Origin of the sequence: Pseudomonas sp. URIL14HWK12:I5 (genome assembly GCF_900176445.1) — a bacterium.
Lineage (GTDB): Bacteria > Pseudomonadota > Gammaproteobacteria > Pseudomonadales > Pseudomonadaceae > Aquipseudomonas > Aquipseudomonas monteilii.
In genome coordinates this window covers 230021-254917 of record NZ_FWXQ01000007.1, presented here as the reverse complement: position 1 = coordinate 254917, position 24897 = coordinate 230021, and the positions used below count along the sequence as shown (strand labels likewise).

At 62.3% G+C, this 24897-nt stretch carries 22 protein-coding genes; 6 read left to right on the top strand and 16 right to left on the bottom strand.

What is annotated here, in order from left to right; genetic code table 11:
* Positions 1–28: 28 nt before the first annotated feature.
* A complete protein-coding gene (locus B9A31_RS17915) occupies positions 29–829 on the bottom strand; it encodes an AraC family transcriptional regulator (protein WP_084297189.1) in 801 nt (266 codons plus the stop codon).
* A gap of 214 nt (positions 830–1043) precedes the next feature.
* On the opposite strand from B9A31_RS17915, the gene B9A31_RS17910 reads away from it, so the two are divergent.
* The gene (locus B9A31_RS17910) at positions 1044–1943 is read left to right on the top strand and encodes a hypothetical protein (RefSeq protein ID WP_025753800.1); all 900 of its coding nucleotides are present in this window, start codon (positions 1044–1046) and stop codon (positions 1941–1943) included.
* A 160-nt stretch (positions 1944–2103) separates the two neighbouring features.
* Here the strand turns inward: B9A31_RS17910 and B9A31_RS17905 are convergent, their stop codons facing one another.
* The 9 genes from B9A31_RS17905 to B9A31_RS17865 form a co-directional block, all read right to left on the bottom strand.
* Positions 2104–3072 (bottom strand): peptide ABC transporter ATP-binding protein, encoded by a 969-nt coding sequence (locus tag B9A31_RS17905; RefSeq protein ID WP_084297188.1) that lies wholly within the window; start codon positions 3070–3072, stop codon positions 2104–2106.
* Complete coding sequence (locus B9A31_RS17900) at positions 3072–4040, bottom strand: ABC transporter ATP-binding protein (RefSeq protein ID WP_016713171.1); 969 nt, start codon at positions 4038–4040, stop codon at positions 3072–3074. The genes B9A31_RS17905 and B9A31_RS17900 overlap by 1 nt, the downstream gene beginning before the upstream one ends.
* Before the next feature lie 10 nt (positions 4041–4050).
* A complete protein-coding gene (locus B9A31_RS17895; protein WP_019098681.1) occupies positions 4051–4977 on the bottom strand; it encodes an ABC transporter permease subunit in 927 nt (308 codons plus the stop codon).
* 10 nt (positions 4978–4987) lie between these two features.
* Positions 4988–5998: an ABC transporter permease subunit gene (locus B9A31_RS17890; RefSeq protein WP_012316108.1), complete on the bottom strand. Its 1011-nt coding sequence runs from the start codon at positions 5996–5998 to the stop codon at positions 4988–4990.
* A gap of 91 nt (positions 5999–6089) precedes the next feature.
* On the bottom strand, positions 6090–7700 hold the full coding sequence (locus tag B9A31_RS17885) for an ABC transporter substrate-binding protein (RefSeq protein WP_019098682.1): 1611 nt from the start codon (positions 7698–7700) through the stop codon (positions 6090–6092).
* 78 nt (positions 7701–7778) lie between these two features.
* On the bottom strand, positions 7779–9158 hold the full coding sequence (locus tag B9A31_RS17880) for an OprD family porin (RefSeq protein WP_025753798.1): 1380 nt from the start codon (positions 9156–9158) through the stop codon (positions 7779–7781).
* Between the two features lie 131 nt (positions 9159–9289).
* Entirely contained in the window at positions 9290–10882 is a 1593-nt protein-coding gene (locus tag B9A31_RS17875) for an ABC transporter substrate-binding protein (protein ID WP_019098684.1), read from the bottom strand.
* 143 nt (positions 10883–11025) lie between these two features.
* Complete coding sequence (locus tag B9A31_RS17870; protein ID WP_084297187.1) at positions 11026–12651, bottom strand: ABC transporter substrate-binding protein; 1626 nt, start codon at positions 12649–12651, stop codon at positions 11026–11028.
* 338 nt (positions 12652–12989) lie between these two features.
* Entirely contained in the window at positions 12990–13706 is a 717-nt protein-coding gene (locus B9A31_RS17865) for an SIMPL domain-containing protein (protein WP_016713165.1), read from the bottom strand.
* Between the two features lie 202 nt (positions 13707–13908).
* Between B9A31_RS17865 and B9A31_RS17860 the strand changes: the two genes are divergently transcribed.
* The 4 genes from B9A31_RS17860 to B9A31_RS17845 all read left to right on the top strand — a co-directional run bounded on the left by B9A31_RS17860 (position 13909) and on the right by B9A31_RS17845 (position 18252).
* Positions 13909–15165 carry an ATP-binding protein gene (locus B9A31_RS17860; RefSeq protein WP_019098686.1) on the top strand — a complete coding sequence of 419 codons (1257 nt, stop codon included), beginning with the start codon at positions 13909–13911 and terminating at the stop codon, positions 15163–15165.
* A complete protein-coding gene (locus tag B9A31_RS17855) occupies positions 15165–15725 on the top strand; it encodes a response regulator transcription factor (RefSeq protein ID WP_003255244.1) in 561 nt (186 codons plus the stop codon). The genes B9A31_RS17860 and B9A31_RS17855 overlap by 1 nt, the downstream gene beginning before the upstream one ends.
* 171 nt (positions 15726–15896) lie before the next feature.
* Entirely contained in the window at positions 15897–16838 is a 942-nt protein-coding gene (locus B9A31_RS17850) for an AEC family transporter (RefSeq protein WP_025753795.1), read from the top strand.
* Between the two features lie 55 nt (positions 16839–16893).
* Positions 16894–18252, top strand: a complete 1359-nt coding sequence (locus B9A31_RS17845) for an amino acid permease (protein ID WP_084297186.1) — start codon at positions 16894–16896, stop codon at positions 18250–18252.
* A gap of 52 nt (positions 18253–18304) precedes the next feature.
* Here B9A31_RS17845 and B9A31_RS17840 read toward each other — a convergent pair whose 3' ends face one another.
* The 6 genes from B9A31_RS17840 to gatC form a co-directional block, all read right to left on the bottom strand.
* Positions 18305–18676 carry a carboxymuconolactone decarboxylase family protein gene (locus tag B9A31_RS17840; protein ID WP_025753794.1) on the bottom strand — a complete coding sequence of 124 codons (372 nt, stop codon included), beginning with the start codon at positions 18674–18676 and terminating at the stop codon, positions 18305–18307.
* A gap of 10 nt (positions 18677–18686) precedes the next feature.
* Positions 18687–19730 (bottom strand): calcium/sodium antiporter, encoded by a 1044-nt coding sequence (locus tag B9A31_RS17835; RefSeq protein ID WP_025753793.1) that lies wholly within the window; start codon positions 19728–19730, stop codon positions 18687–18689.
* Positions 19731–19790: 60 nt separating this feature from the next.
* Positions 19791–20165 carry a septal ring lytic transglycosylase RlpA family protein gene (locus B9A31_RS17830; protein ID WP_019098690.1) on the bottom strand — a complete coding sequence of 125 codons (375 nt, stop codon included), beginning with the start codon at positions 20163–20165 and terminating at the stop codon, positions 19791–19793.
* Positions 20166–20310: 145 nt separating this feature from the next.
* A complete protein-coding gene (gene gatB / locus B9A31_RS17825) occupies positions 20311–21756 on the bottom strand; it encodes an Asp-tRNA(Asn)/Glu-tRNA(Gln) amidotransferase subunit GatB (RefSeq protein ID WP_016713158.1) in 1446 nt (481 codons plus the stop codon).
* Positions 21757–21767: 11 nt separating this feature from the next.
* A complete protein-coding gene (gatA, locus tag B9A31_RS17820) occupies positions 21768–23219 on the bottom strand; it encodes an Asp-tRNA(Asn)/Glu-tRNA(Gln) amidotransferase subunit GatA (protein ID WP_084297185.1) in 1452 nt (483 codons plus the stop codon).
* 15 nt (positions 23220–23234) lie between these two features.
* Positions 23235–23522 (bottom strand): Asp-tRNA(Asn)/Glu-tRNA(Gln) amidotransferase subunit GatC, encoded by a 288-nt coding sequence (gene gatC, locus B9A31_RS17815; RefSeq protein WP_003255165.1) that lies wholly within the window; start codon positions 23520–23522, stop codon positions 23235–23237.
* Between the two features lie 205 nt (positions 23523–23727).
* Between gatC and mreB the strand changes: the two genes are divergently transcribed.
* Positions 23728–24765 (top strand): rod shape-determining protein MreB, encoded by a 1038-nt coding sequence (gene mreB / locus B9A31_RS17810; RefSeq protein WP_003255163.1) that lies wholly within the window; start codon positions 23728–23730, stop codon positions 24763–24765.
* The last annotated feature ends 132 nt before the right edge of the window (positions 24766–24897 follow it).

Genomic DNA, 24897 nt, shown 5'->3' with positions numbered 1-24897 from the left:
ATCCTAGTGGGCTGTGCGGGCGGCTGTCTTACGTGCGTGCACGCAGGGAAATTTGCTTCAGGTACGCCTTGGGCGTGAGGCCGGTGTGTTCCCGGAAGCACTTGTAGAACGCTGACAGTGAGTTGAAGCCGGCGCTGAACGCCAACTCGTCAATCGTTGCCTCGACGCTGTCGTCGTCCAGGCTGGCCATCAGGTGTTGCAAGCGAGCCTGGTTGACGTAGCGGTAGAAGCTTTGCCCAAGCACCTGGTTGAGCAGGTAGGAAATCTGGTTGCGGCTGTAACCACTGGCGTCGGCGACCTGCTGCAGGTCCAGCTCCGGGTCCAGGTAGGGGCGCTGGCGCTGGAAGTAGTGTTCCAGGTCCTGGGCCATGGTCGACAGTTGCCGTGGTGACAACCCCAGGCGGCTGGTGGCAGGGCGCGGGCCGGTACTGGTGCGCCCGCTGCTGTTCTGGCGAACCAGCGTGGCGTATTCGTTGACCCGCCAGATCAGGCCGTCCTTGACGGTGATCGCCTCGCTGGACTGGAACGCCACCAGGCCATCGCCACCCTGGACCGTGACCTGGTACTGGATGAACGCGGTGCAGCCATCGACGCGGATGCGGTCACTGTGAATGATGTCTTCGCCGGCTTCATGGGGCAGGCAGGCGCGTACGTAGTCGCGCATCTCAACGTAGCCAAGCACCCGGTTCTGGAAAAAGTCGTGGTACTGGATGTCGGGGTGGTACAGCGCTATGACCCCGTCCAGGTCTCGATGCTTCCAGCACAGGTGGTAGCGCAGCACGGTGTCAGCGGTGAGCGGGGTCTGGGCGGAGTCGTCAGGGAGCGTCATTGCCAGATCATGCCTCGCCGGCGTAAAGGCCACAATATTGCAGAACACCTGATGCCGGAGCGCCACTCGCGCTTTTTGCACGATTCTTAAATCGAAGAATTCACTAACTATCTGATTTTTATGTAAGTAATTTTTTGTAATGAATGGCACAGCCTCTGCAACGGTTACTGCGCGAATGGACTTCTCGCTAACAACATACATAGGCGCACATATCATGATCCCCTCTGCCGACTCCTCCGTTTTCGATACTCAAGGCCGCTCAGGTGTTTCCTGGGCGGCCATCTTCGCGGGTGCTGCTGCGGCGGCCGCTTTATCCCTGATATTGGTGGTGCTGGGTGCGGGCTTGGGCTTTGCCGCCACTTCACCTTGGGCCAACGAGGGCGCGAGCGCGAAAACGCTGGCGGTTTCCACCATCATCTGGCTGTTGCTGACGCAGATCATCGCTTCTGGCCTGGGCGGGTATATCGCCGGCAGGCTGCGTGTGAAGTGGGCCAACTTGCATGGCGATGAAGTGTACTTCCGCGACACCGCCCATGGGTTCCTGTCCTGGGCAGTCGCCACCTTGGTAGCTGCGATGCTGGTCCTGGGTACGGCGGGCAACCTGGTAGGTGCTGGAGCCAGCGCGGCGACGCAAGTGGTTGGCATGAGTGCTGCTGCCGGTGGCGCGGCGGCTGCCAATGCCGATAAGGATTCGATGGGGTATTTCGTCGACAGCCTGTTCCGTGGTGACGGCCCTGCGCCGGTGAGCGAGGACGCCGCCAATGGGGTAGCGGCGCGCATTCTGGCCAAGGGCCTGGCAGGTGACGGTGCACTTGCGCCTGAAGACCGCGCTTACCTGGCGCAGTTGGTGGCGCAACGCACCCGCTTGACCCAACCCGAAGCAGAGGCCCGCGTCGACCAGGTGATGGCCCAGGTGCAACAGCTCAAGCTGCAGGCCAAGCAAGCGGCTGAGGCTGCCGCGAAGGCTGCTGCATGGACCGCGCTGTGGACCTTTGTAGCACTGCTGTGTGGCGCCTTCTTCGCCAGCCTTGCAGCGCTTTATGGTGGTCGCCGTCGTGACCAGGTGCAGTGGCTGGAAGGCGAATACGTCGCCCATCGCACCATTCAACGTTAAGCAAGGAGAACCGACATGCGCTCGATACTGCTCTGGATGCTTGGGGTACCGATTCCGGTCATCATCCTGATCGCCATTTTCATGCATTGACCGAAAGAGCCGCTTTGCGGCCCTCTCGCAGCATAAGGCGGCGAATGGGGCGCAAAGCGCCCCCGGTCATCTACAGAAACTGCTCCGCATAATGGCAAGCCACCTGCCGCGTACTCACCTGCCGCAACGCCGGCACCTCCTTGGCACAGCGCTCGGTCGCATACGGGCACCGCTTGTGAAACGCACACCCATCCGGCGGGTTGAGCGGGTTGGGCAATTCCCCGGCAATGCGGATCTTCGGCTTCAGCGGGTCCGGGTGAATAGTGGGAGTTGCCGACAGCAACGCCTGGGTATACGGGTGCAACGGCCTCTCGTAGATATCCTCTTTCGGCCCCATTTCCGCCGGTCGCCCGAGGTACATCACCAGCACCTGATCGGCCACATGTCGCACCACCGCCAGGTTGTGCGAGATGAACACGTAGGAGGTGTTGAATTCCTTCTGCAAGTCCATGAACAGGTTCAGTACCTGCGCCTGGATCGACACGTCCAGCGCCGAGGTCGGCTCGTCCGCTACCAGCACCTTCGGTTGCAGCATCATCGCTCGGGCCAAGGCGATACGTTGGCGCTGGCCCCCGGAGAACATGTGTGGGTAACGCTGATAGTGCTCGGGGCGCAGGCCGACCTGTTCCATCATCTTCTGCACTTTTTCACGCCGCTCGGCCTTGCTCAGCGAGGTGTTTATCAGCAGTGGCTCGGCCAATTGGTCACCAATCTTCTGTCGGGGATTGAGCGAGGCGTAGGGGCTCTGGAACACCATCTGCACGTCGCGGCGCAGTTGCTTGCGCTCAGCCTTGCTGGCGCCTTTCACCTCGGTGCCGGCGATTTGCAGCGAGCCGGAGGACGGCTCTTCGATCAGGGTCAGTGCGCGGGCCAGGGTCGATTTGCCACAGCCGGACTCGCCAACCACGGCCAGGGTCTTGCCGGCTTCCAGTTCGAACGACACACCATTCAGCGCACGGACCAACGCATGGCCTTTGAACAGCCCGCGGGAGACTTCGTAATGCCGGGTCAGCTCCCGGGCGGATAGAACGACGGTCATTACGCCACCTCCTGGTTCAGCGGGTAGAAGCAGCGCACCAGGCTGTACGCCTGGGGATCAAGGGGCGGCCGTTGGTGGCGGCAGTTGTCCTGCACATAGGGGCAGCGCGGCGACAACAGGCAGCCGACAGGGCGGTCGTAACGGCCGGGGACGATGCCGGGCAGGGTGGCCAGGCGTTCGGCGCCGATGCTGTGCTCGGGGATCGCTGCCAGCAAGGCTTCGCTGTAGGGGTGGGCAGGCACGTCGAACAACTCAGGCACCTGGCCTACTTCCACCGCCTGGCCGGCGTACATCACGCACACGCGCCTGGCGGTTTCGGCGACCACGGCGAGGTCGTGGGTGATCAGAATGAGCGCCATGTTGCGCTCCTTCTGCAGGTTGACCAGCAGCTCCATGATCTGCGCCTGGATGGTCACGTCCAGTGCCGTGGTCGGTTCGTCGGCGATCAGCAGCTTGGGCTCGCCGGCAATGGCCATGGCAATCGCCACACGCTGGCTCATGCCGCCGGACAGCTGGTGCGGGTAGGCATCCAGGCGGCTTTCCGCTGCCGGGATCTCGACTTTTTTCAGCAGCTCCAGGGCACGCTGGCGCGCGGCCTTGCCCTTCAGGCCCAGGTGCTGGCGCAGCACTTCCTCGATCTGGTAACCCACGGTGTAGCTGGGGTTGAGCGCGGTCATCGGGTCCTGGAAGACCATGGCGATGTCCTTGCCCACCACCTTGCGCCGCTGGCGGCCGCTGAGCTTGAGCATGTCGGTGCCATCGAAGGTGAGGGCGTCGGCGGTGATGCGCCCGGGGGCGTCGATCAGGCCCATCAAGGCCATCATGGTGACCGATTTGCCCGAGCCGGATTCGCCGACGATGGCCAGGATTTCGCCCGCTTCTACCGTCAGGTCCAGGCCGTCGACCACCGGTACCGCCGTGGCGTCGCCGAAGCGCACGTTCAGGTTGTTGATCTGCAACAGTGACATGGCGTTCTCCTCAGGCGGCATTCTTGAGTTTCGGGTCCAGCGCATCGCGCAGGCCGTCGCCCATCAGGTTGATTGCCAGCACACTGAGCAGAATGGTCAGGCCAGGCAGGCTCACCACCCACCAGGCGCGCTCAATGTAGTCACGGGCCGAAGCCAGCATGGTGCCCCACTCCGGGGTTGGCGGCTGTACACCGAGGCCGAGGAAACCCAGGGCAGCGGCGTCGAGGATCGCCGAGGAGAAGCTGAGGGTTGCCTGCACGATCAGCGGTGCCATGCAGTTGGGCAGCACGGTGACGAACATCAGCCGTGGTAGCCCGGCACCGGCCAGGCGTGCTGCGGTCACGTAGTCGCGGTTCAGCTCGCCCATCACGGCGGCACGGGTCAGGCGCACGTAGGAGGGCAGGGAAACGATGGCAATGGCAATGACGGTGTTGATCAGGCCTGGGCCGAGGATGGCAACGATGGCCACCGCCAGCAGCAGCGAGGGCAGGGCCAGCATCACGTCCATCAGACGCATGATCGATGGGCCGAGCAATTGCGGGAAAAAGCCGGCCAGCAGGCCCAGCAGGATGCCCGGGATCAGCGATATCACCACTGACGACAGGCCGATCAGCAGCGACAGCCGCGCGCCCTGGATCAAGCGTGAAAGCAGGTCGCGGCCCAGCTCGTCAGTGCCGAGGATGAATTGCCAGGTGCCGCCCTCCAGCCACACGGGCGGTGTCAGCAGGAAGTCGCGGTACTGCTCGCTGGGGTCATGCGGGGCGACCCACGGTGCAAACAGCGCACAGAACACCACCAGGCACATGAAGGCCAGGCCCATTACAGCGCCTTTGTTGCGCGCGAAGGCTTGCCAGAACTCTTTGTAGGGCGAGGGGTAGAGCAGGCTCTGGTCCACCGGGCTGGCCGGCGACACGGGTTTGGGAATCGGGCTAGTCATGGCAAGGGCCTCAGCGCTGATGACGGATGCGTGGGTTGGCCAGGCCGTAGAGAATGTCCACGACGAAGTTGACCAGGATCACCAGGCAGGCGATCAACAGGATGCCGTTCTGGACCACGGGGTAGTCACGGGCGCCGATGGCTTCGATCAGCCATTTGCCGATGCCCGGCCAGGAAAAGATTGTTTCGGTCAGCACCGCACCGGCCAGCAATGTGCCAACCTGCAGGCCGAACACGGTCAGCACCGGGATCAAGGCATTGCGCAGGCCATGCACGAACACCACGCGCGCTGGCGACAGGCCTTTGGCGCGGGCGGTGCGGATGTAGTCTTCGCGCAATACTTCGAGCATCGACGAGCGGGTCATACGGGCGATGACCGCCAACGGGATGGTGCCGAGCACGATGGCCGGCAATATCAGGTGCATCACCGCGTCCTTGAACGCGCCTTCCTCATCACTGAGCAGCGTGTCGATCAGCATGAAGCCGGTTTTGGGCTCGATGTCGTAGAGCAGGTCGATGCGCCCGGACACCGGGGTCCAGCCCAGGCTCACCGAGAAGAACATGATCAGGATCAGGCCCCACCAGAAGATCGGCATCGAGTAGCCGGCCAGGGAAATACCCATCACCCCATGGTCGAACAGCGAACCGCGCTTGAGCGCGGCGATCACCCCGGCCAGCAGGCCGACGATGCCGGCGAACAGCAGGGCGGCGAAGGCCAGTTCCAGGGTGGCCGGGAATAAGGTGAGAAACTCGCTCCACACGCTTTCGCGGGTACGCAGCGATTCACCCAGGTCACCTTGGGCGAGCTTGCCCACGTAGTCCAGGTACTGGACCGGCAGTGGTTTGTTCAGGCCCAGGCGTTCCATGGCCTGGGCATGCATTTCGGGGTCGACCCTGCGCTCGCCCATCATGACTTCCACCGGGTCGCCGGGGATCAGGCGTATGAGCGCGAAGGTCAGCAAGGTGATGCCGAAAAAGGTCGGTATCAGCAGGCCCAGGCGCCGGGCAATAAAGCTCAACATTGTCGGGGTTACCTCTTCAGACCGTGCGGCCAGTAGCACGCCACGGCAGTGCCGCCGGTCCCCGTGTGGGGTGCCGGCGGTCGTAGTTGTTCTACTTCACCTTGGTGGTGGCGAAGTTATTTTTGGTCAGAGGGCTGATCACGTAGCCCTCCACGTTGTCACGCATGGCCACGAACACCTTGGGGTGGGCCATGCTGATCCAGGGTTGGTCGTCATCGTACACCTTCAATGCCTCGCTATAGAGCCTTGCACGTTCGTCGTCGTTGATCACTTCGCGGGCGCGGGTGATCAGCTCCTGGAATTTCGGGTTGCACCAGCGGGCGTAGTTTTCGCCGTTCTTCGCCGCTTCGCAGCTCAGCAGCGGGGTGAGGAAGTTATCGGGGTCGCCGTTGTCGCCGGCCCAGCCGGTAGACACCAGGTCGGCTTCGCCCTTTTTGGCGCGGCGCAGCATTTCGGCCCACTCCATCACGCGGATATCCAGCTTCAGGCCGATCTGCTTCAGGTCAGCCTGCAGCATTTCGGCGGAGAGCCGCGGGTTAGGATTGGTCATGCCGCCGCCGTTGCGGGTGAACAGCGTGATCACCGTGCCCTGCGGCACGCCAGCTTCCTTGAGCAGCGCGCGCGCCTTGTCGAGGTCGCGTGGCGGGTTCTGGTTACGGGTGTTGTAACCGATCATGGTCGGTGGATAAGGGTTCACGCCGACCAGCGCATTGCCTTTGCCAAAAAGCTGGTCAACGTGGGCCTGGCGGTCGAAGGCCATGTCGATGGCTTTGCGCACGCGCACATCGCTGAGGTATTTGTGCTCGGTATTCATGGCGATGTAGCCGGTGACCAGCGCTTCGGTCTCGGCCACCTTGAGCCTGGGGGCGGCCTTGATCGCCGGTACGTCTTCCGGCTTGGGGTACAGCGCGATCTGGCACTCGTTGGCGCGCAACTTCTGCAGGCGCACGTTGCTGTCGGTCGCGATGGCGAACACCAGGGCATCGGCCGGCGGTTTGCCCCGGAAGTAGTCCGGGTTGGGCTTGAAGCGGACCTGGGCGTCCTTGTTGTAGCGCTGGAAGATGAACGGGCCGGTGCCGATCGGCTTGCTGTTCAGCTCGGCGGTTTTACCGGCCTTGAGCAACTGGTCGCCGTATTCGGCGGAATAGATCGACGTGAAGCCCATGGCCATGTCGCGCAGGAACGGTGCTTCGGCCCGGGTGAGGGTGATCACCACGGTGTGGTCGTCAGTCTTGTCCACCGACTTGAGCAGGCTCTTGAAGGCCATGCTTTCGAAATACGGGTAACCGACACTGGTCTTGTCATGCCAAGGGTGCGCAGGGTCGAGCTGACGGCGCAGGCTCCATAGCACATCGTCGGCGTTGAACGTGCGCGTGGGGGTGAAGTAGTCGGTGCTGTGGAATTTGACGCCCTGACGCAAATGGAAGGTGTAGGTCAGGCCGTCTGGGGAAATGTCCCAGCGTTCGGCCAGCGCTGGCTCGATGTCGGTTGTACCTGGCTTGAAGTCCACCAGGCGATTGAACAGCGTTTCGGCGGTGGCATCGAACGTGACGCCGGTGGTGTACTGCACAACGTCGAACCCTTCCGGGCTGGCCTCGGTACACACCACCAGCGGTTTGGCCGCTAGCTGCGTGGCGCTGCTCAGCACCAGCGCGGCCAGGGCAAGGCGTAACGGTATCGATTTGATGAAAGCGCTCTGCATGGGTCACGGACTCCCGGCTTGCATTGATTCCAGCGTAGCTGCCACGGCCCGCAGCGAAACGGGCCGTGGCGCCAGCGGTCAGAGAATGTTGAATGGAATGGTGGTCACCACCCGGAACTCGTCGAGGCTGCCGTCACCTTGTGCCTTGCTGGCGCGGTGCGCGGTATAGGTGGCGCGGATGCTGGTGTCTTTCAGCGGCCCGCTTTGCACCGCATAGCTGGTGCCGATGCCCCACTCGTAGTGGTTTTCGCCGTCCAGGCCATTCACGTCGTAGGCCGTGCCACGGTAATGGGTGCCGTCGATACCCCAGCCACGGGCGTTGTACAGGTTGAACTTCAGGCCCGGCACGCCATAGGGCGCCATGTTCAGTACGTAGGAGATCTTCAGCGATTTTTCGTTGGGGCCGTTGAAGTCCGACAGCAGCGAGTTGGCCAGGTAGATGCCGTTGGTCTCGTGCAGGTAGTCGAAGTACTCGTTGCCGTTGACCTGCTGCCAGGAGGCACCGAGGGTGTGGGCCTGATGGGTCAGGTCGAGCGACAGGCTGTAGACGTCGTTGTCGATCTTGCCCATTTTCTGGCTGCCGGCGTCTACGGTCTTGTAGTAGTTCAGGCCGGTGCTCAGGCTGAGTACCGCGCTGTCGCCCAGCATGTGGTTGGCGCCGAAGTAGTACTGGTTCCAGAAGTCGTCGACCTTGGTGGCGTACAGGCTGGTGCTCAGGCTCTTGAACGGCTGGTAGTTGATGCCGGCGGTACTGGCGCGGTCGGTTTCTACGCCGGTGGCGCTGTATTCGCTGCGGAATTTGCTGAGGCTTTGCTCGGTACGCGGCGAGACGCGGTCGAAGGTGCCCGCGTCGAAGCTGAGATTTTCGAACTCGGCGCTGTGCAGGAACGCACCCTGGAAACTCGACGGCAGGGCGCGGTTGCCGATGTAGGCGATCATCGGCGTGTCCACCGACTGACGGCCGAGGGTAAGGGTGGTGTTGGACACGCGCGCCTTGATATTGCCCAAGCCCAGCTTGCTCCACTGGCCGATGGGGTCGCCATCGCTGTGGGTGAGCGTGCGGTTGTTGGGGCCGGCGACGGCCTGGCGGCTCTGTTGCAGGGCGATGGCGTTATAGCCGGCGGCCTCGACGGCAAAGCCTACGGTGCCTTGGGTGAAGCCGGAGCTGTAGTTGAGGATGGTGCCCTGCAGCCAGTTTTCGCGGCTGTGGGTGGCGTGGCGGGTGCCGTCGCTTTTGTAGTAGCGCCACAGCGGGGCGCGGGCGGCGCGCTCGCGGGCGTACCAGTTGCGCGTGGTGCCGGACAGGCTCTGGCCGTCGATGAAGCCGCTGGCTTGTGCCTGCTCGCTGCTGGCTTTGAGGGTGAGTGGAATGTATTCCTGGCTTTGCGGGTCGGCCTGCGCCACGGTGGATAAGGCACTGATGGATAAAGCCAGTGCGGTCAAGGTGAATACTCTCAAGGTTGAAGCTCCCATTCTTTTCTAGTTATTGCCGGCCTTGTGGGCCGGATGGTTGTTGCGGTGTTGCCAGGGTTGCCGCGGGATCACCGGGCTAAATCGGGGGCGTTGTGTTGGCCGGTACTGGCTAACGCTTAATCAACACTCACACCGGAAAAATCATTGCGCCCAAACGGGCTGACCTTGAACTGGGAAACCTTGACGCTGAGCGGTTGGTTAATCGTGGAATGCGCAACCGGGGTAATCGGCACCTGTTGCTTCAACCGCTGCTGGGCCTGCTGGTACAGGGCGGTGCGCTGGGTGCGGTCGGTAACCTGCTTGGCTTGCTTGACCAGGCTGTCGTACTGCGGGTCGCACCACAGCGAGTAGTTGTTGCTGCCGATGGCATCGCAGCTGTAGAGGGTGCCCAGCCAGTTGTCCGGGTCGCCGTTGTCACCGGTCCAGCCGATCAGGGCGATGTCGTGCTCGCCGCTTTTCATGCGCTTGATGTACTCGCCCCATTCATAGCTGACGATGCGCACCTTGAAGCCGAGCTTGCTCCAGTCGGCCTGGAGCATTTCAGCCATCAGCTTGGCGTTAGGGTTGTACGGGCGCTGTACGGGCATGGCCCACAGGGTTACCTCGGTGCCAGGCTTGACCCCTGCCTGCTGGAGCAGCTGTTTGGCCTTTTCCGGGTCGTAGGGTGCGTCCTTGAGGCTTTCGTCATAGGACCACTGGGTGGGCGGCATGGCGTTGACCGCCTGTTGGCCGGAGTCCTGATACACCGCCTGGATGATGGCTGTCTTATTCACCGCCATGTCCATCGCCTGGCGTACTTCCAGGCGGTCGAATGGCGGGTGCTGGGTGTTGTAGGCGATGTAGCCGAGGTTGAAGCCCGGCTGCTGCAGCACCTGCAGCTTGTTGTCGGCCTTGAGTGCCGGCAGGTCGGCCGGGCGTGGGTGCAGGGTGACCTGGCATTCGTTGCGGCGCAGCTTCTGGATACGCACTGAGGGGTCGATGTTGATCGAGAACACCAGGTTGTCGATCTTCACTTCATTCGGTGCCCAGTAATCCTTGTTGCCCTTGTAGCGGATCTGCGAATCCTTCTGGTAACGCTGGAACACGAACGGCCCGGTGCCGATGGGCTGCTGGTTGATGTCGCTGGGGCGACCGCTGGCCATCAGTTGGTTGGCGTATTCGGCAGAGAGGATGGAGGCGAAACTCATGGCCAGGTTCTGGATGAACGCGGCGTCGACTTCGTTGAGGGTGAACTTCACCGTGTGCTCGTCGAGTTTCTCCACCTTGGCGATGTTCTTGTCCAGGCCCATGCTGATGAAATAGGGAAATTCGGTGGGGTAGGCCTTGCGGAACGGATGGCCCTTGTCGAGCATGCGATTGAACGTGAACAGCACGTCGTCGGCGTTGAAGTCACGGCTCGGGCTAAAGGCCTTGTTGCTGTGGAACTTCACCCCTTCGCGCAGGTGGAAGGTGTACTGCAGGCCATCGTCCGATACCTCCCAGTGCGTCGCCAGGGCAGGGTGTACGGCGGTGCCGCCGCGCTCGAACTCCACCAGGCGGTTGTAGATCGGTTCGGCGGCGTCGTTGTCGGTGGCGGTTGTGTACTGGGCGGTGTCGAAGCCGGCAGGGCTGCCTTCGGAGCAGAACACCAGGTTGTTGGCCAGCAGGGCCGGGGATTGGCTGAGCAGTCCGAGGGCTAGCAGGGTCGATAGGCAAGTAGCGTGGCGCATGGCGAGTCCTTTTTCATCTGTTTGCACCGCCTCGGGGTACGAATGACGGCAACAGTTCGCCTACCCCGCGGCGGGTAGCCGCAGGACGACATGAAGAGGTGATGGGGGAAGGCACCCGCTATTGTGCGGGTGCCGCAGTTACCCTATTTTTCCACGCTGACGCCATAGAAGGAGTTCAGCGCAAACGGGCTGATCTTGAAGTCCTTCACCTTGGCGCTCATTGGCTGGTACACGGTGGAGTGGGCGATCGGGGTGATCGGTACCTGCTCCTTGAGTATGTGCTGTGCTTTCTGGTACAGCTCGGTGCGCTTGGCCTGGTCGGAGGTGGCCTTGGCCTGCTTGATCAGGTCGTCGTAGGGCTTGAAGCACCATTTGGAGAAGTTGTTGCCATCGACCGCATCGCAGCCGTAAAGGGTGCCCAGCCAGTTGTCCGGGTCGCCGTTGTCGCCGCTCCAGCCAATCAGCATCGCGCCCTGTTCGCCGCCTTTGGAGCGTTTGATGTACTCGCCCCATTCGTAGCTGACGATTTTTGCCTTGATGCCGATCTTGGCCCAGTCCGATTGCAACATCTCGGCCATCAGCTTGGCATTGGGGTTGTAAGGGCGTTGCACGGGCATGGCCCACAGGGTGATTTCAGTACCTTCCTTGATGCCGGCTTCCTTGAGCAGTTGCTTGGCCTTTTCGGGGTCGTATGGCGCATCCTTGATGCTGTCGTCATACGACCACTGGGTCGGCGGCATGGCGTTGACGGCCAACTGGCCGGCGCCCTGATAGACCGACTCGATGATCTTCTTCTTGTCCACCGCCATGTCCAGCGCCTGGCGCACTTTCAGCTGCGCCATCGGGTTGGCCTCATTGCTGCCCTTGATCTTGTCCATCACGTTGTAGGCGATGTAGCCGAGGTTGAAGCCGGCCTGCTGTGGCATTTGCAGGTTCTTGTCGGCCTTTAGCGGCTCGATGTCGGCCGGGCGGGGGAACAGGGTGACCTGGCACTCGTTCTTCTTCAGCTTCTGCATGCGCACCGAGGCGTCGGTGGTGATGGCGAAGATCAGGTTGTCGATCTTCACGTCATCGGGTTGCCAGTAGTCCTTGTTGCCCTTGAAGCGGATCTGCGCGTCTTTCTGATACTTGCTGAACACGAACGGGCCGGTGCCGATCGGCTTCTGGTTGATGTCGGCCGCCTTGCCGTTGTTCAGCAACTGGTCAGCGTATTCGGCGGACTGGATGGAGGCGAAACTCATGGCCAGGTTCTGGATGAACGCGGCGTCGACTTCGTTGAGGGTGAACTTCACCGTGTGCTCGTCGAGTTTCTCAACCTTGGCGATGTTCTTGTCCATGCCCATGTCGGTGAAGTACGGGAACTCGGTGGGGTAGGCCTTGCGGAACGGGTGGTCCTTGTCGAGCATGCGGTTGAAGGTGAACAGCACGTCGTCGGCGTTGAAGGGGCGGGAGGGCTTGAAGTAGTCGGTGGTGTGGAACTTGACGCCTTCACGCAGGTGGAAGGTGTAGGTCTTGCCGTCGTCGGACACTTCCCATTTGGTCGCCAGGCCCGGGATGACTGCTGTACCGCCGCGTTCGAACTGGGTCAGGCGGTTGAACACGGTCTCGGCCGAGGCGTCGAAGTCGGTCCCGGTGGTGTATTGCCCCGGGTCGAAACCGGCCGGGCTGCCTTCGGAGCAGAACACCAGGTTGGACGCGGCAAGCGCCGACGGTGCGACGGTGAGCAAGCCTGCACCCAGCAGGAACGGAATGACTGCGTGTTTGAGCATGGTGGCCTCATTGTTGTCATTTTTCGGATGAGGTGGCCTCGTGAGCCGACCTGCGGATACTTATGCAGGGGATGTTCCCAATGCAACAGGTAGAAGGATAGTTGGCGCCAGAAAGGTGGTACGTTCGTACATGGATGTCGCATCGGTATAACTTTCGACGAAGTTAAACGTTTGCGCAGGCAAAATGATGGCATTTTGCAGGATGTTTCGAGGCGGGATTAAATGTAGGAAGCACCTTAGTGGTGCGTAGGAAATGTCTGAAATCGCAAAATTGAAGGTGGGCGCGGTCTTTGTGGGAGCGCCCCGGCAAGGCCGCTCCCACAGCGAGTTCGTAGCTTTTACGGCATCTGCACTTCGATCAAGCCATCGGCATTCATGCTCACTTCGCTGGTACCCGCCTCGATATCCGGCGCTGGCGCCGCCTCGTCAGCCCCCATGGCCTTCATTGCCATCGGTGCGCTACGCAGGTACGGGCGCGGGTAGCCGCTGCTGTTGAGGTTCAGGCTGACCACTTTGTAGCCCTTGCCGCCCAGCGCCTCGGTGGCCAGTTGCGCACGCGCCTTGAAGGCATCGACTGCGTCCTTGAGCAGTGCATCCTCGCTGGCCTTGCGTGTGGCCGGGGCAATGGAGAAGTCCATGCCGCCCATTTTCAGTTCTTGCAGCAGGTCGGCGGTAAGCTGGGACAGGGCCGGGAAGTTGGCGCTTTCAAGGCGCAGCTCGGCGCGCTCGCGCCAGCCGGTGATCTTCTGGCCCTTGCTGTCATAGACCGGGTAGCTGTTGCGGCTGCCCTGGCTGATCTTCACGTCCTTGACCTGGCGCGACTGCTGCACGGCCTTGTTCATGGTTTCGGTGATCTGCTTGGCGAGCTTGCCCGGGTCGGTGTTCTGCGCTTCGCTGTACAGGGTCACGACCATCAGGTCACGCGCCACTTCCTTGCTGACTTCGGCACGCAGCGATACCTGGTTGTAACGCGGTTCATCGGCAGCCAGCACCGGCAGGCTGGCGAGCAGGCCGCAAGACAGGACAAGGGCGGCGCCGCGACGAGGGATTTGCATGTGGTACTCCTTGGCAATAAAAGGCGTGGGGTCTGGTCATCCATTCCACGCATGGCCCATGTGACCGGCAACAGTGTAGTGGGTTCAAAAGTGCCATCATGAACCTGTGACAAAGTGTGGCGCTTTGCCGCATCGCTGCAGCGAGGCGCCCGGCTTCGGTATACTCCAGCCGATTTTTCTGGAGCACTCATCAGGAGAGCTCATGCTCGCCGCCGAACAACCGCTGTCTGCTACCCGCCAGAACCTCTGGCGCCTGACCGTCATTCGGGTCCTGGTCCTGGCTGCCCAGGCAGGCTCCGTGGGCGTTGCCTACTGGACCGAACTGCTGCCTTTACCTTGGCTGTCGCTGGCTGGCACCTTGGCCTTGTCCTCGCTGCTGTGCGCCTTCACGGCCCTGCGCCTGCGCCTGTCGCTGCCGGTCACCGAAATGGAATATGCCCTGCAGCTGGCCTGCGACCTGCTGATCCACAGTGCCTTGCTGTATTACTCCGGTGGCTCGACCAACCCGTTCGTGTCGTATTACCTGGTACCGCTGGCGATTGCTGCGGTGACTTTGCCGTGGCTGTATTCGCTGATTCTTTCGGGCATTGCCCTGACGGCCTACAGCCTGCTGCTGGTACAGTTCTACCCGCTCGAAGGCCTGCCGATGGCGCGGGACAAGATGCAGGTGTACGGCATGTGGCTCAGTATTGCCCTGGCCGCGGCGGTGATCACCTTCTTTGCTGCGCGCATGGCCGAAGAGCTGCGCCGCCAGGAGCAACTGCGTTCCGAGCGCAGGGAAGAAAGCCTGCGAGACGAGCAGCTACTGGCCGTGGCCACCCAGGCCGCTGGCGCCGCCCATGAACTGGGCACGCCGTTGGCGACCATGAGCGTGCTACTGAATGAAATGCGCCAAGACCACGCTGACCCGTTGCTGCAAGAAGACCTGCAGATCCTTCAGGACCAGGTAAAACTGTGTAAAGAGACTTTGCAGCAGCTGGTGCGCGCCGCCGAAGCCAACCGCCGCCTGGCGATCGTGGAGCAGGACGTGACTGCCTGGCTGGACGAGGCGCTGAACCGCTGGCACCTGATGCGCCCGGAAGCCAGTTACCGCTTCCAGCGCCTGCGCGACGGCAAAGTGCCGCGCCTGACGCCGCCACCGGACCTGACCCAGGCGTTGCTGAACCTGTTGAACAATGCCGCCGATGCCTGCCCCGATGACCTGGAAGTGCGCCTGGACTGGGATGCCCACGACATCGTCATCAGCATCCGCGACCACGGCCCGGGCGTGCCGCCGGCCATTGCCGAAGCCATCGGCAAACCCTTCATTACCACCAAGGGCAAAGGCTTCGGCCTTGGCCTGTTCTTGAGCAAGGCCAGCGTGACCCGTGCGGGCGGTTCGGTGAAACTCTATAGTCATGAACAGGGTGGCACCCTGACCGAACTGCGCCTGCCCTATGGCAAGCGAGGAGATGAATGATGAGCGAAGAAAACCAGGTCGAAAGCGAAGAGCTGCCGCACCTGCTGCTGGTGGACGACGATGCCACCTTCACCCGGGTCATGGCCCGAGCCATGAGCCGCCGCGGTTTCCGCGTGAGCACTGCCAGTTCTGCCGAGGAGGGCTTGATCCTGGCCCAGCAGGACCTGCCGGACTACGCCACGCTGGACCTGAAGATGGACGGCGACTCGGGCCTGGTGCTGCTGCCCAAGCTGCTGGAGCTGGACCCGGAAATGCGCGTGGTGATCCTGACCGGTTACTCGAGTATTGCCACGGCGGTGGAGGCGGTGAAGCGGGGCGCCTGCAACTACCTGTGCAAACCGGCCGACGCCGATGACGTGTTGGCGGCGCTGTTGTCGGAGCACACCGACCTGGATACCCTGGTGCCAGAAAACCCGATGTCGGTCGACCGCCTGCAGTGGGAGCATATCCAGCGCGTATTGAATGAGCACGAGGGCAACATCTCGGCCACTGCACGGGCGCTGGGCATGCACCGGCGTACCTTGCAGCGCAAATTGCAGAAGCGGCCGGTTCGGCGCTGATTCTTGCAGGGCCTGTACCGGCCTCTTGGCGGGCACGCCCGCGAAGACGCCGGTACAGGCATTGGATAATCTCAAAGACAATTCCTTTTATCGCGCTCGATCCCCGCAAATCCCAGCCGTTGGCGTATCATTAGCCCCCTAACGGCAACCCCCCTCCAGGATCGCTTGCGCATGCTCGCCCTTCTTATCCAGACGCTGAACATCACGGCACCGGTCTTCGCCATGCTGTTCATGGGCGTACTGCTCAAACGCATCCATCTGATCGATGACAACTTCAACCGCGTCGCCTCGCAACTGGTGTTCAACGTCTGCATGCCGGCGCTGCTGTTCCTCGGCATCTACCACGCCGACCTGGCCTCAGCGGTAAAACCGGGTGTCATCCTCTACTTCATCGTCGCCACTCTGGTCGGTTTCGCCATCGCCTGGGGCCTGGCCATCTGGCGCAGCCCGCTGGCAGAGCGAGGCATCTATACCCAGGGCGCGTTTCGCGGCAACAACGGCGTGATCGGCTTGGCCTTGGCCGCCAGCCTGTACGGTGACTATGGTATCTCCTTGGGGGCGGTGCTCGCCGGCCTGGTCATCCTCATGTACAACTCGCTGTCGGCAGTGGTACTGGCGGTGTACAGCCCGGACCTCAAGTCCGACCCGTGGAGCATCTGCAAGAGCATTTTCAGCAACCCGTTGATCATCAGCGTTTTGGTCGCCACGCCCATGGCCTACGGCCAGGTGCCGCTGCCCAACTGGCTGCTGACCTCGGGCGATTACCTGGCGCAGATGACCCTGCCGCTGGCGCTCATCTGCATTGGCGGCACACTGTCGCTGGCGGCGTTGCGCGACAGTGGCAGGCTGGCCATCGATGCCAGCCTGGTGAAGATGGTCTGGCTGCCACTGCTCGGTACCCTCGGTGCATGGTTGTGCGGTTTCCGGGGGGCGGAGCTGGGTATCCTGTTCCTGTACATCGGCAGCCCGACCGCAGCCGCCAGCTATGTGATGGCGCGAGCGGCCAATGGTAACCATGAGCTGGCAGCGTCGATCATCGTGATTACCACGCTAATGGCGGCGATCACCACCAATATCGGCATTTTCATCTTGCAGTGGGGCGGATGGATCTAGATCCTTGACTGCAAACAACACAAAAACACAGCCTCACTGAGCTAAAGGACACTTCATGCAAGACCAGAGCACGCCCGAGCGGTTACAGCGCGGGCTGAAGAATCGCCATATCCAGCTGATCGCGCTGGGCGGGGCCATCGGCACCGGTTTGTTCCTGGGCATCGCCCAGACCATCCAGCTGGCAGGCCCTTCCGTCCTGCTGGGCTATGCCATCGCCGGCCTGATGGCTTTCCTGATCATGCGCCAGTTGGGCGAAATGGTGGTGGAAGAGCCGGTCGCCGGCAGCTTCAGTCACTTCGCCCACCAGTACTGGAGCGAGTTCGCCGGCTTCGTGTCGGGCTGGAACTACTGGGTGGTGTACGTGCTGGTCGGCATGGCCGAGCTGACTGCGGTGGGCATCTACGTGCAGTACTGGTGGCCAGAGTTCCCGACCTGGGCCACGGCAGCGATCTTCTTCGTGGTGATCAACCTCATCAACCTGACCCAGGTAAAAGTCTACGGCGAGATGGAGTTCTGGTTCGCCCTGGTCAAGGTGGTCGCCATCGTCAGCATGATCGGCTTTGGCGCCTGGCTGTTGAGCAGCGGCCATGGCGGCCCGGATGCCAGCGTGGCCAACCTGTGGCAATACGGCGGCTTCTTTCCTAACGGTGTCACTGGCCTGGTGATGGCGCTGGCGGTGATCATGTTCTCGTTCGGTGGCCTGGAGCTGGTGGGTATCACCGCTGCCGAGGCTGACAACCCTCGCCAGAGCATTCCCAAGGCCACCAACCAGGTGGTTTACCGCATCCTGATCTTCTACATCGGTGCCCTGGCGGTGCTGCTGTCGCTGTACCCGTGGCAGAAGGTGGTGCAGGGCGGCAGCCCGTTCGTGATGATCTTCCACGAGCTGGACAGCGACCTGGTAGCGACCATCCTCAACATCGTGGTGCTGACGGCCGCGCTGTCGGTCTACAACAGCTGTGTGTATGCCAACAGCCGCATGCTGTTCGGCCTGGCCAGCCAGGGTGACGCGCCGCGTCAATTGCTGAAAGTGAGCCGCAGCGGTGTGCCGCTGACTGCATTGGGTGTTTCGGCCTTTGCGACCGGCCTGTGCGTGGTGATCAACTACCTGATGCCGGGTGAGGCCTTTGGCTTGCTGATGGCCCTGGCGGTGTCGGCATTGGTCATCAACTGGGCGAGCATCAGTATTACCCACCTGAAATTCCGAAAGGCCAAGCTGTCCGCCGGCATTACCCCATTCTACAAGAGCTGGGGGCACCCGTTGACCAACTACCTGTGCCTGGCGTTCATCGTGCTGATTCTGGTGGTGATGTACCTGACGCCGCCGATCCGCATCTCGGTGATGCTGATCCCGGGGTGGATCCTGGTGCTGTGGGTGGCCTTCAAGATGAAGAAGGCTCGCCAAGCCAGGTAAGACAGTGCCGGCCTCTTGGCGGGTTTGCCCGCGAAGAGGCCGGTACAGGCAACTACTGATAGCTGTCGATCACTTCCTGTGCCGCCCTGAAGGCATCAATTGCCGCCGGCACTCCCGCATACACTGCGCAATGCAGCAATGCCTCGCGAATCTCCTCCACCGTACAGCCATTGTTCAATGCCCCGCGCACATGCCCCTTGAGCTCTTGCGGGCACTTGAGTGCCGTCAGCGTGGCCAGGGTAATCAGGCTGCGGGTCTTCAGTGGTAGCCCCGCGCGGGCCCATACGCTGCCCCAGGCATGTTCATTGACAAAGTCCTGTAGCGGCTGGGTAAAGTCGGTGGCATTGCCCAGTGCGCGGTCGACGAATGCATCGCCCATTACCTGGCGGCGAATCTGTTCGCCGGTCTTGTTGCTATCAGCCATGTTGTTTTCCTTAGTGTTGGCGGCGCCAGGCGCGCACGGTGGTGAACAGCAACACCATGGCGAGTACCGGCAGTACATAGAACAGCATCAAATGCTCAAGACGACCAGCCAGCGGCATGCCCATGGTAAAGGCCGCTACGTGCAGGCCATAAGCCAGGTACAGGCAAAGGAATACCAGGCCTTCGGCACGGGTGACGCGATAGCCGGAATAAAACACCGGCAGGCTCAGTGCCGCAACGCCAAGCATCACCGGCAGGTCGAAAGACAGCGCGTTGGGTGAGATCGACAGGGGCTCGGGCGTGACGAGTGCGGTCAGGCCCAATACAGCCAGCAGGTTCAACAGGTTGCTGCCGATCACTGTACCCACGGCAATTTCCCGTTCGCCGCGCAGGGCGGCAATCAGTGCGGCGGCCAGTTCAGGCAGGGAGGTGCAGATGGCGACAACGGTAAGGCCAATGATGCGCTCGGACAGGCCCAGGTCGGTGGCAACCTCCACAGCGGCCTCCAGCAGCAGGTGGCCCGCCAGGCTCAGCAAGCCAAGGCCGGCCAGCACCTGCAGCAGCGTGCCGGACCAGAAACGCCCGGCACCGGTTTTTGCGCTGTCCGGGGCAGGGTAGGTACGGGCATAGTGGCGTGACTGGTGCCAGAGCATCGCCAGGTAGCCGCCCAGACCCAGCAGCAACAGCCCTCCTTCAACCCGGCCCAAGTGGCCGTTGGCAGACAGCGCATAGACCAGGCCGCTGGCGATGATCATCAGCGGAATGTCCAGGCGCACCAGTTGGCGCGACACGCGCAGGGGAATGATCAGCGCGGCCAGGCCAAGAATGACCAGCACGTTGAAGATATTACTGCCGATTACGCTGCCCACCGCCACATCCGGCGCGCCCTGGTAGGCAGCCTGCAAGCTTACGGTAAGTTGTGGCGCGGTACTGCCGAAGGCCACCAGGCTCAGGCCGATGATCAGCGGGCGTACGTGAAGACGCTGGGCCAGGCGCAGCGCGGCGCGCACCAGCAACTCGGCGCCGCCCACCAGCAACACCAGGGCGATGCCCAGTTGCAGGAGGCTGAAGGTGGGTAGGGTAGCCAGGTCGAAAATGGTCGGACTCCTGTCGCGTCAGTCGCTAAGCCCTTGTACTCGCACGCGCGCTGTTCCGCTACGGAGCATGCCGATTTTTTCTGCGGCGGCGCGTGACAGGTCGATCAGCCGGCCGCGGGTATGTGGGCCACGGTCGTTGATGCGTACCACCACACTGCGCTGGTTGGCCAGGTTGGTCACCAGCACGCGGGTGCCGAAAGGCAGGCTGCGGTGGGCGGCGGTAAGGCCATGCTGGTTGAAGGGTTCGCCGCTGGCGGTGCGTTTGCCGTGGTGGCGTGAACCGTAATAGGAGGCGGTTCCGGTTTTGTCATAACCGCGTGGGTCGATGTCGTGGCTGGCGCAGCCGGCCAGGAAAGCGAAGAGGGCCAGGGTGCCGAGGGATCGTTTTAGCAAGTCAGGTGCTCTCCAGTGCGGCCATTCGCGGCTAAAGCCGCTCCTACAGGTACGGCGCAGCCCTTGAGAGCGGCGCCGTACCTGTAGGAGCGGCTTTAGCCGCGAACGAGGGCGAAGCCCTCGCAGCATTAAAGGGGTAAAACAATCACCCTTCGAGCTTGGCCTTGAGCAATTGGTTCACCTGCCCCGGGTTGGCTTTGCCTTTGGACGCTTTCATTGCCTGGCCAACGAAGAAGCCGAACATCTTGCCACGCTTGGCTTCATCGGCCGCGCGGTACTGTTCGACCTGCTCGGCATTGGCTGCCAGCATCTCGTCGAGCATCTTGTCGATCGCACCGGTGTCGGTGACCTGCTTCAGGCCTTTGCTCTCGATGATGCTGTCGGCGTCGCCTTCACCGGCAGCCATGGCCTCGAACACGGTCTTGGCAATTTTGCCGCTGATGGTGTTGTCGCGGATGCGCAGCAGCATGCCACCCAGTTGTGCGGCGCTGACGGGCGCCTGGTCGATTTCGACACCCAGCTTGTTCAGCAGGCTGCCCAGTTCGACCATGACCCAGTTGGCGGCCAGCTTGGCATCGCCACCGATCTTGACCACTTCTTCGAAGTAGTCGGCCTGTTCGCGGCTGGACGCCAGCACGTTGGCGTCGTAGGCCGACAGGCCGTACTGGCTCTGGAAGCGCTCGACCTTCTGCGGGGGCAGTTCCGGCAGGCCGGCGCGGACGGTTTCGAGGAAGCTGTCCTCGATGACCACCGGCAGCAGGTCCGGGTCGGGGAAGTAACGGTAGTCGTTGGCTTCCTCCTTGCTGCGCATGGAGCGGGTTTCGTCCTTGTTCGGGTCGTACAGGCGGGTTTCTTGCACCACCTTGCCGCCGTCTTCGATCAGGTCGATCTGGCGCTGGATTTCGCTGTTGATCGCGCGCTCGATGAAGCGGAACGAGTTGACGTTCTTGATCTCGCAGCGGGTGCCGAATTCGGCCTGGCCTTTCGGGCGGATCGACACGTTGCAGTCGCAACGCAGCGAGCCTTCGGCCATGTTGCCGTCGCAGATGCCCAGGTAGCGCACCAGTGCGTGGATGGCCTTGACGTAGGCCACGGCTTCCTTGGCGCTGCGCATGTCCGGCTCGGAGACGATTTCCAACAGTGGTGTGCCGGCACGGTTCAGGTCAATGCCGGTGGAGCCGCTGAAGTCTTCGTGCAGGCTCTTGCCGGCGTCTTCCTCAAGGTGCGCGCGGGTGACCCCGATGCGCTTGATGGTGCCGTCCTCCAAGGCGATGTCCAGGTGGCCCTTGCCGACGATCGGCAGGTCCATCTGGCTGATCTGGTAACCCTTGGGCAGGTCCGGGTAAAAGTAGTTCTTGCGCGCGAACACGTTGCGCTTGCCGATTTCGGCATCGATGGCCAGGCCGAACATGCACGCCATGCGCACGGCTTCCTGGTTCAGCACCGGCAGTACGCCAGGCATCCCTAAGTCAACCAGGCTGGCCTGGGTGTTCGGCTCGGAGCCAAAGGTGGTGGCGCTGCCGGAGAAGATCTTCGACTGGGTGGCGAGCTGAGTGTGGATTTCCAGCCCGATCACAACTTCCCATTGCATGTGTGAATTCCTCAGAAGCCGTTGGGGGCGCGGGTGTGCCAGTCGGTCACTTGCTGGTAGCGGTGCGCGACGTTGAGCAGGCGACCTTCCTGGAAGTACGGCGCCAGCAACTGCACGCCGACCGGCAGGCCGTCGACGAAGCCGGCCGGCATCGACAGGCCCGGCAGGCCCGCCAGGTTGGCGGTGATGGTGTAGACGTCTTCCAGGTAGGCGGCTACCGGGTCGCTGCTCTTGGCGCCAAGCTTCCAGGCCGGGTTTGGCGTGGTCGGGCCGAGGATCAGGTCGACGTCGTTGAAGGCGGCCATGAAGTCGTTCTTGATCAGGCGGCGGATTTGCTGCGCCTTCACGTAGTAGGCGTCGTAGTAGCCGGCCGACAGGGCGTAGGTACCAACCATGATACGGCGCTGTACTTCAACGCCGAAGCCTTCGCCACGGGAGCGCTTGTACAGGTCGGTGAGGTCCTTCGGTGCTTCGCAGCGGTAGCCGAAGCGCACGCCGTCGAAGCGCGACAGGTTGGAGGAGGCTTCAGCCGGAGCGATCACGTAGTAGGCCGGGATGGCGTGCTGCATGTTCGGCAGGCTGATTTCCTTGACCACGGCGCCGAGCTTTTCCAGCTCCTTGACGCTGGCCTGGACCAGGTCGGCGATGCGCGGGTCGAGGCCGGCGCCGAAGTATTCCTTCGGCAGGCCGATGCGCAGGCCCTGCAGCGAGCCGTTGAGGTTGGCGCTGTAGTCCGGCACCGGCTCTTCGATGCTGGTGGAGTCCTTGGCGTCGAAACCGGCCATGCCTTGCAGCAGCAGGGCGCAGTCCTCGGCAGTGCGGGCCAGCGGGCCACCCTGGTCGAGGCTGGAGGCGTAGGCGATCATGCCCCAGCGCGAAACGCGACCGTACGTCGGCTTGAGACCGGTGAGGTTGGTCAGTGCTGCCGGCTGGCGGATCGAGCCGCCGGTGTCGGTGCCGGTGGTGGCCGGCAGCAGGCGTGCAGCCACGGCAGCGGCCGAACCACCCGACGAGCCGCCCGGAACGTGTTCGAGGTTCCACGGGTTCTTCACCGCGCCGTAGTGGCTGGATTCGTTGGCCGACCCCATGGCGAATTCGTCCATGTTGGTCTTGCCCAGGGTGACCATACCGGCTTCGGCCAGCTTGGCGACCACGGTGGCGTCATACGGCGCCTTGAAGTTGTCGAGCATCTTCGAGCCGCAGCTGGTGCGCACGCCGTTGGTGCAGAACAGGTCCTTGTGGGCGATGGGGGCACCCAGCAGCGCGCCGGTTTCGCCAGCGGCGCGACGGGCGTCGGCGGCACGCGCCTGGCCCAGGGCCAGGTCTTCGGTGACGCTGATGAAGCTGTTGATCTGAGGGTCGAGCTGCTTGATGCGCGCCAGCAGGGCGCCGGTCAGCTCTTCGGAAGAAAACGACTTGTCGGCGAGTCCGCGGGCGATCTCGGCCAGGGTCAATTGATGCATGGCAGGCTCTATCCCTTACTCGATGACTTTGGGAACCAGGTACAGACCGCTTTCGGTCGATGGCGCGATTGCCTGGTAGGCATCACGCTGGTTGCTTTCGGTGACCTGGTCGGGGCGCAGGCGCTGGCTGGCCTCCAGGGGGTGGGCCAGGGGTTCGATGCCAGTGGTATCGACCGCTTGCATCTGGTCAACCAGCCCGAGAATGCTGTTCAGGGCGTCAGTAATGCGTGGCAGTTCGCCATCATTCAGGCCCAGGCGGGCCAAATGGGCGATCTTTTCCACGTCGCAGCGTTCAAGCGCCATGGGGATCTCCAGGGGAAACAAAGAACGGAATTTGGGTCCGCAGTGAGGAACATGTCAGCTTTCTGACGGTCTAACGGCCGCGAATTTCTGCTGGCGTGCTCGGAAAAACAGTCAATTTAACATATTGGCTCCTTGCCCAAAATCCCTGCCATTGTTAGAGTTTGCCGCACTTTTTTACCCACGCTTTCCCCAGGGTCACTTTCCCATGTTCAAGAAACTGCGTGGCATGTTTTCCAGCGATCTTTCCATCGACCTGGGTACTGCCAACACCCTTATTTACGTGCGTGAGCGCGGTATCGTCCTGAATGAGCCCTCGGTTGTTGCCATCCGTACCCATGGCAACCAGAAAAGCGTTGTCGCCGTCGGTACCGAAGCCAAACGCATGCTGGGCCGTACGCCTGGCAATATTGCTGCCATTCGTCCGATGAAGGACGGCGTCATCGCCGACTTCAGCGTGTGCGAAAAAATGTTGCAATATTTTATCAACAAGGTTCACGAGAACAGCTTCCTGCAGCCAAGCCCGCGTGTGCTGATCTGCGTGCCGTGCAAGTCGACCCAGGTAGAGCGCCGCGCCATTCGCGAGTCGGCCCTGGGGGCCGGTGCCCGTGAAGTGTTCCTGATCGAAGAACCCATGGCTGCCGCCATCGGTGCCGGCCTGCCGGTTGAGGAAGCCCGCGGTTCGATGGTCGTCGATATCGGTGGTGGTACCACTGAAATCGCCCTCATCTCGCTGAACGGCGTGGTTTATGCCGAATCCGTCCGCGTTGGCGGCGACCGCTTCGATGAAGCCATCGTCACCTACGTGCGCCGCAACTACGGCAGCCTGATCGGTGAGTCCACCGCGGAGCGCATCAAGCAGGAAATCGGTACTGCCTATCCGGGCGGCGAAGTGCGCGAAGTCGACGTGCGTGGCCGTAACCTGGCCGAGGGCGTACCGCGTGCCTTCACCCTGAACTCCAACGAAGTGCTCGAAGCGCTGCAGGAATCGCTGGCGACCATCGTCCAGGCGGTCAAGAGCGCCCTGGAGCAGTCGCCGCCCGAGCTGGCTTCGGACATCGCCGAGCGTGGCCTGGTGCTGACCGGTGGTGGCGCGCTGCTGCGTGACCTCGACAAGCTGCTGGCCCAGGAAACCGGCCTGCCGGTGATCGTCGCCGAAGACCCGCTGACCTGTGTCGCCCGTGGTGGCGGTCGCGCTCTGGAGATGATGGACAAGCACGCGATGGACCTGCTCTCCAGCGAGTGATCCCACTTGCTGTTCGCGAGCGCCCGGTTTACAGGTAGTACGCACAGTGCTACCTGTATGTGCTGGGCTGGCGCCCGTTCAGGGCGCCGTATCCGTCAACCCGCAACCAGGCTGGTGCGTTGTCCCATGTCC

Bases quoted from the DNA above. Each gene is read 5' to 3' on its own strand.
- B9A31_RS17915 (WP_084297189.1), bottom strand. From the start codon at position 829: ATGACGCTCCCTGACGACTCCGCCCAGACCCCGCTCACCGCTGACACC.
- B9A31_RS17910 (WP_025753800.1), top strand. From the start codon at position 1,044: ATGATCCCCTCTGCCGACTCCTCCGTTTTCGATACTCAAGGCCGCTCA.
- B9A31_RS17905 (WP_084297188.1), bottom strand. From the start codon at position 3,072: ATGACCGTCGTTCTATCCGCCCGGGAGCTGACCCGGCATTACGAAGTC.
- B9A31_RS17900 (WP_016713171.1), bottom strand. From the start codon at position 4,040: ATGTCACTGTTGCAGATCAACAACCTGAACGTGCGCTTCGGCGACGCC.
- B9A31_RS17895 (WP_019098681.1), bottom strand. From the start codon at position 4,977: ATGACTAGCCCGATTCCCAAACCCGTGTCGCCGGCCAGCCCGGTGGAC.
- B9A31_RS17890 (WP_012316108.1), bottom strand. From the start codon at position 5,998: ATGTTGAGCTTTATTGCCCGGCGCCTGGGCCTGCTGATACCGACCTTT.
- B9A31_RS17885 (WP_019098682.1), bottom strand. From the start codon at position 7,700: ATGCAGAGCGCTTTCATCAAATCGATACCGTTACGCCTTGCCCTGGCC.
- B9A31_RS17875 (WP_019098684.1), bottom strand. From the start codon at position 10,882: ATGCGCCACGCTACTTGCCTATCGACCCTGCTAGCCCTCGGACTGCTC.
- B9A31_RS17870 (WP_084297187.1), bottom strand. From the start codon at position 12,651: ATGCTCAAACACGCAGTCATTCCGTTCCTGCTGGGTGCAGGCTTGCTC.
- B9A31_RS17865 (WP_016713165.1), bottom strand. From the start codon at position 13,706: ATGCAAATCCCTCGTCGCGGCGCCGCCCTTGTCCTGTCTTGCGGCCTG.
- B9A31_RS17860 (WP_019098686.1), top strand. From the start codon at position 13,909: ATGCTCGCCGCCGAACAACCGCTGTCTGCTACCCGCCAGAACCTCTGG.
- B9A31_RS17855 (WP_003255244.1), top strand. From the start codon at position 15,165: ATGAGCGAAGAAAACCAGGTCGAAAGCGAAGAGCTGCCGCACCTGCTG.
- B9A31_RS17850 (WP_025753795.1), top strand. From the start codon at position 15,897: ATGCTCGCCCTTCTTATCCAGACGCTGAACATCACGGCACCGGTCTTC.
- B9A31_RS17845 (WP_084297186.1), top strand. From the start codon at position 16,894: ATGCAAGACCAGAGCACGCCCGAGCGGTTACAGCGCGGGCTGAAGAAT.
- B9A31_RS17840 (WP_025753794.1), bottom strand. From the start codon at position 18,676: ATGGCTGATAGCAACAAGACCGGCGAACAGATTCGCCGCCAGGTAATG.
- gatB (WP_016713158.1), bottom strand. From the start codon at position 21,756: ATGCAATGGGAAGTTGTGATCGGGCTGGAAATCCACACTCAGCTCGCC.
- gatA (WP_084297185.1), bottom strand. From the start codon at position 23,219: ATGCATCAATTGACCCTGGCCGAGATCGCCCGCGGACTCGCCGACAAG.
- gatC (WP_003255165.1), bottom strand. From the start codon at position 23,522: ATGGCGCTTGAACGCTGCGACGTGGAAAAGATCGCCCATTTGGCCCGC.
- mreB (WP_003255163.1), top strand. From the start codon at position 23,728: ATGTTCAAGAAACTGCGTGGCATGTTTTCCAGCGATCTTTCCATCGAC.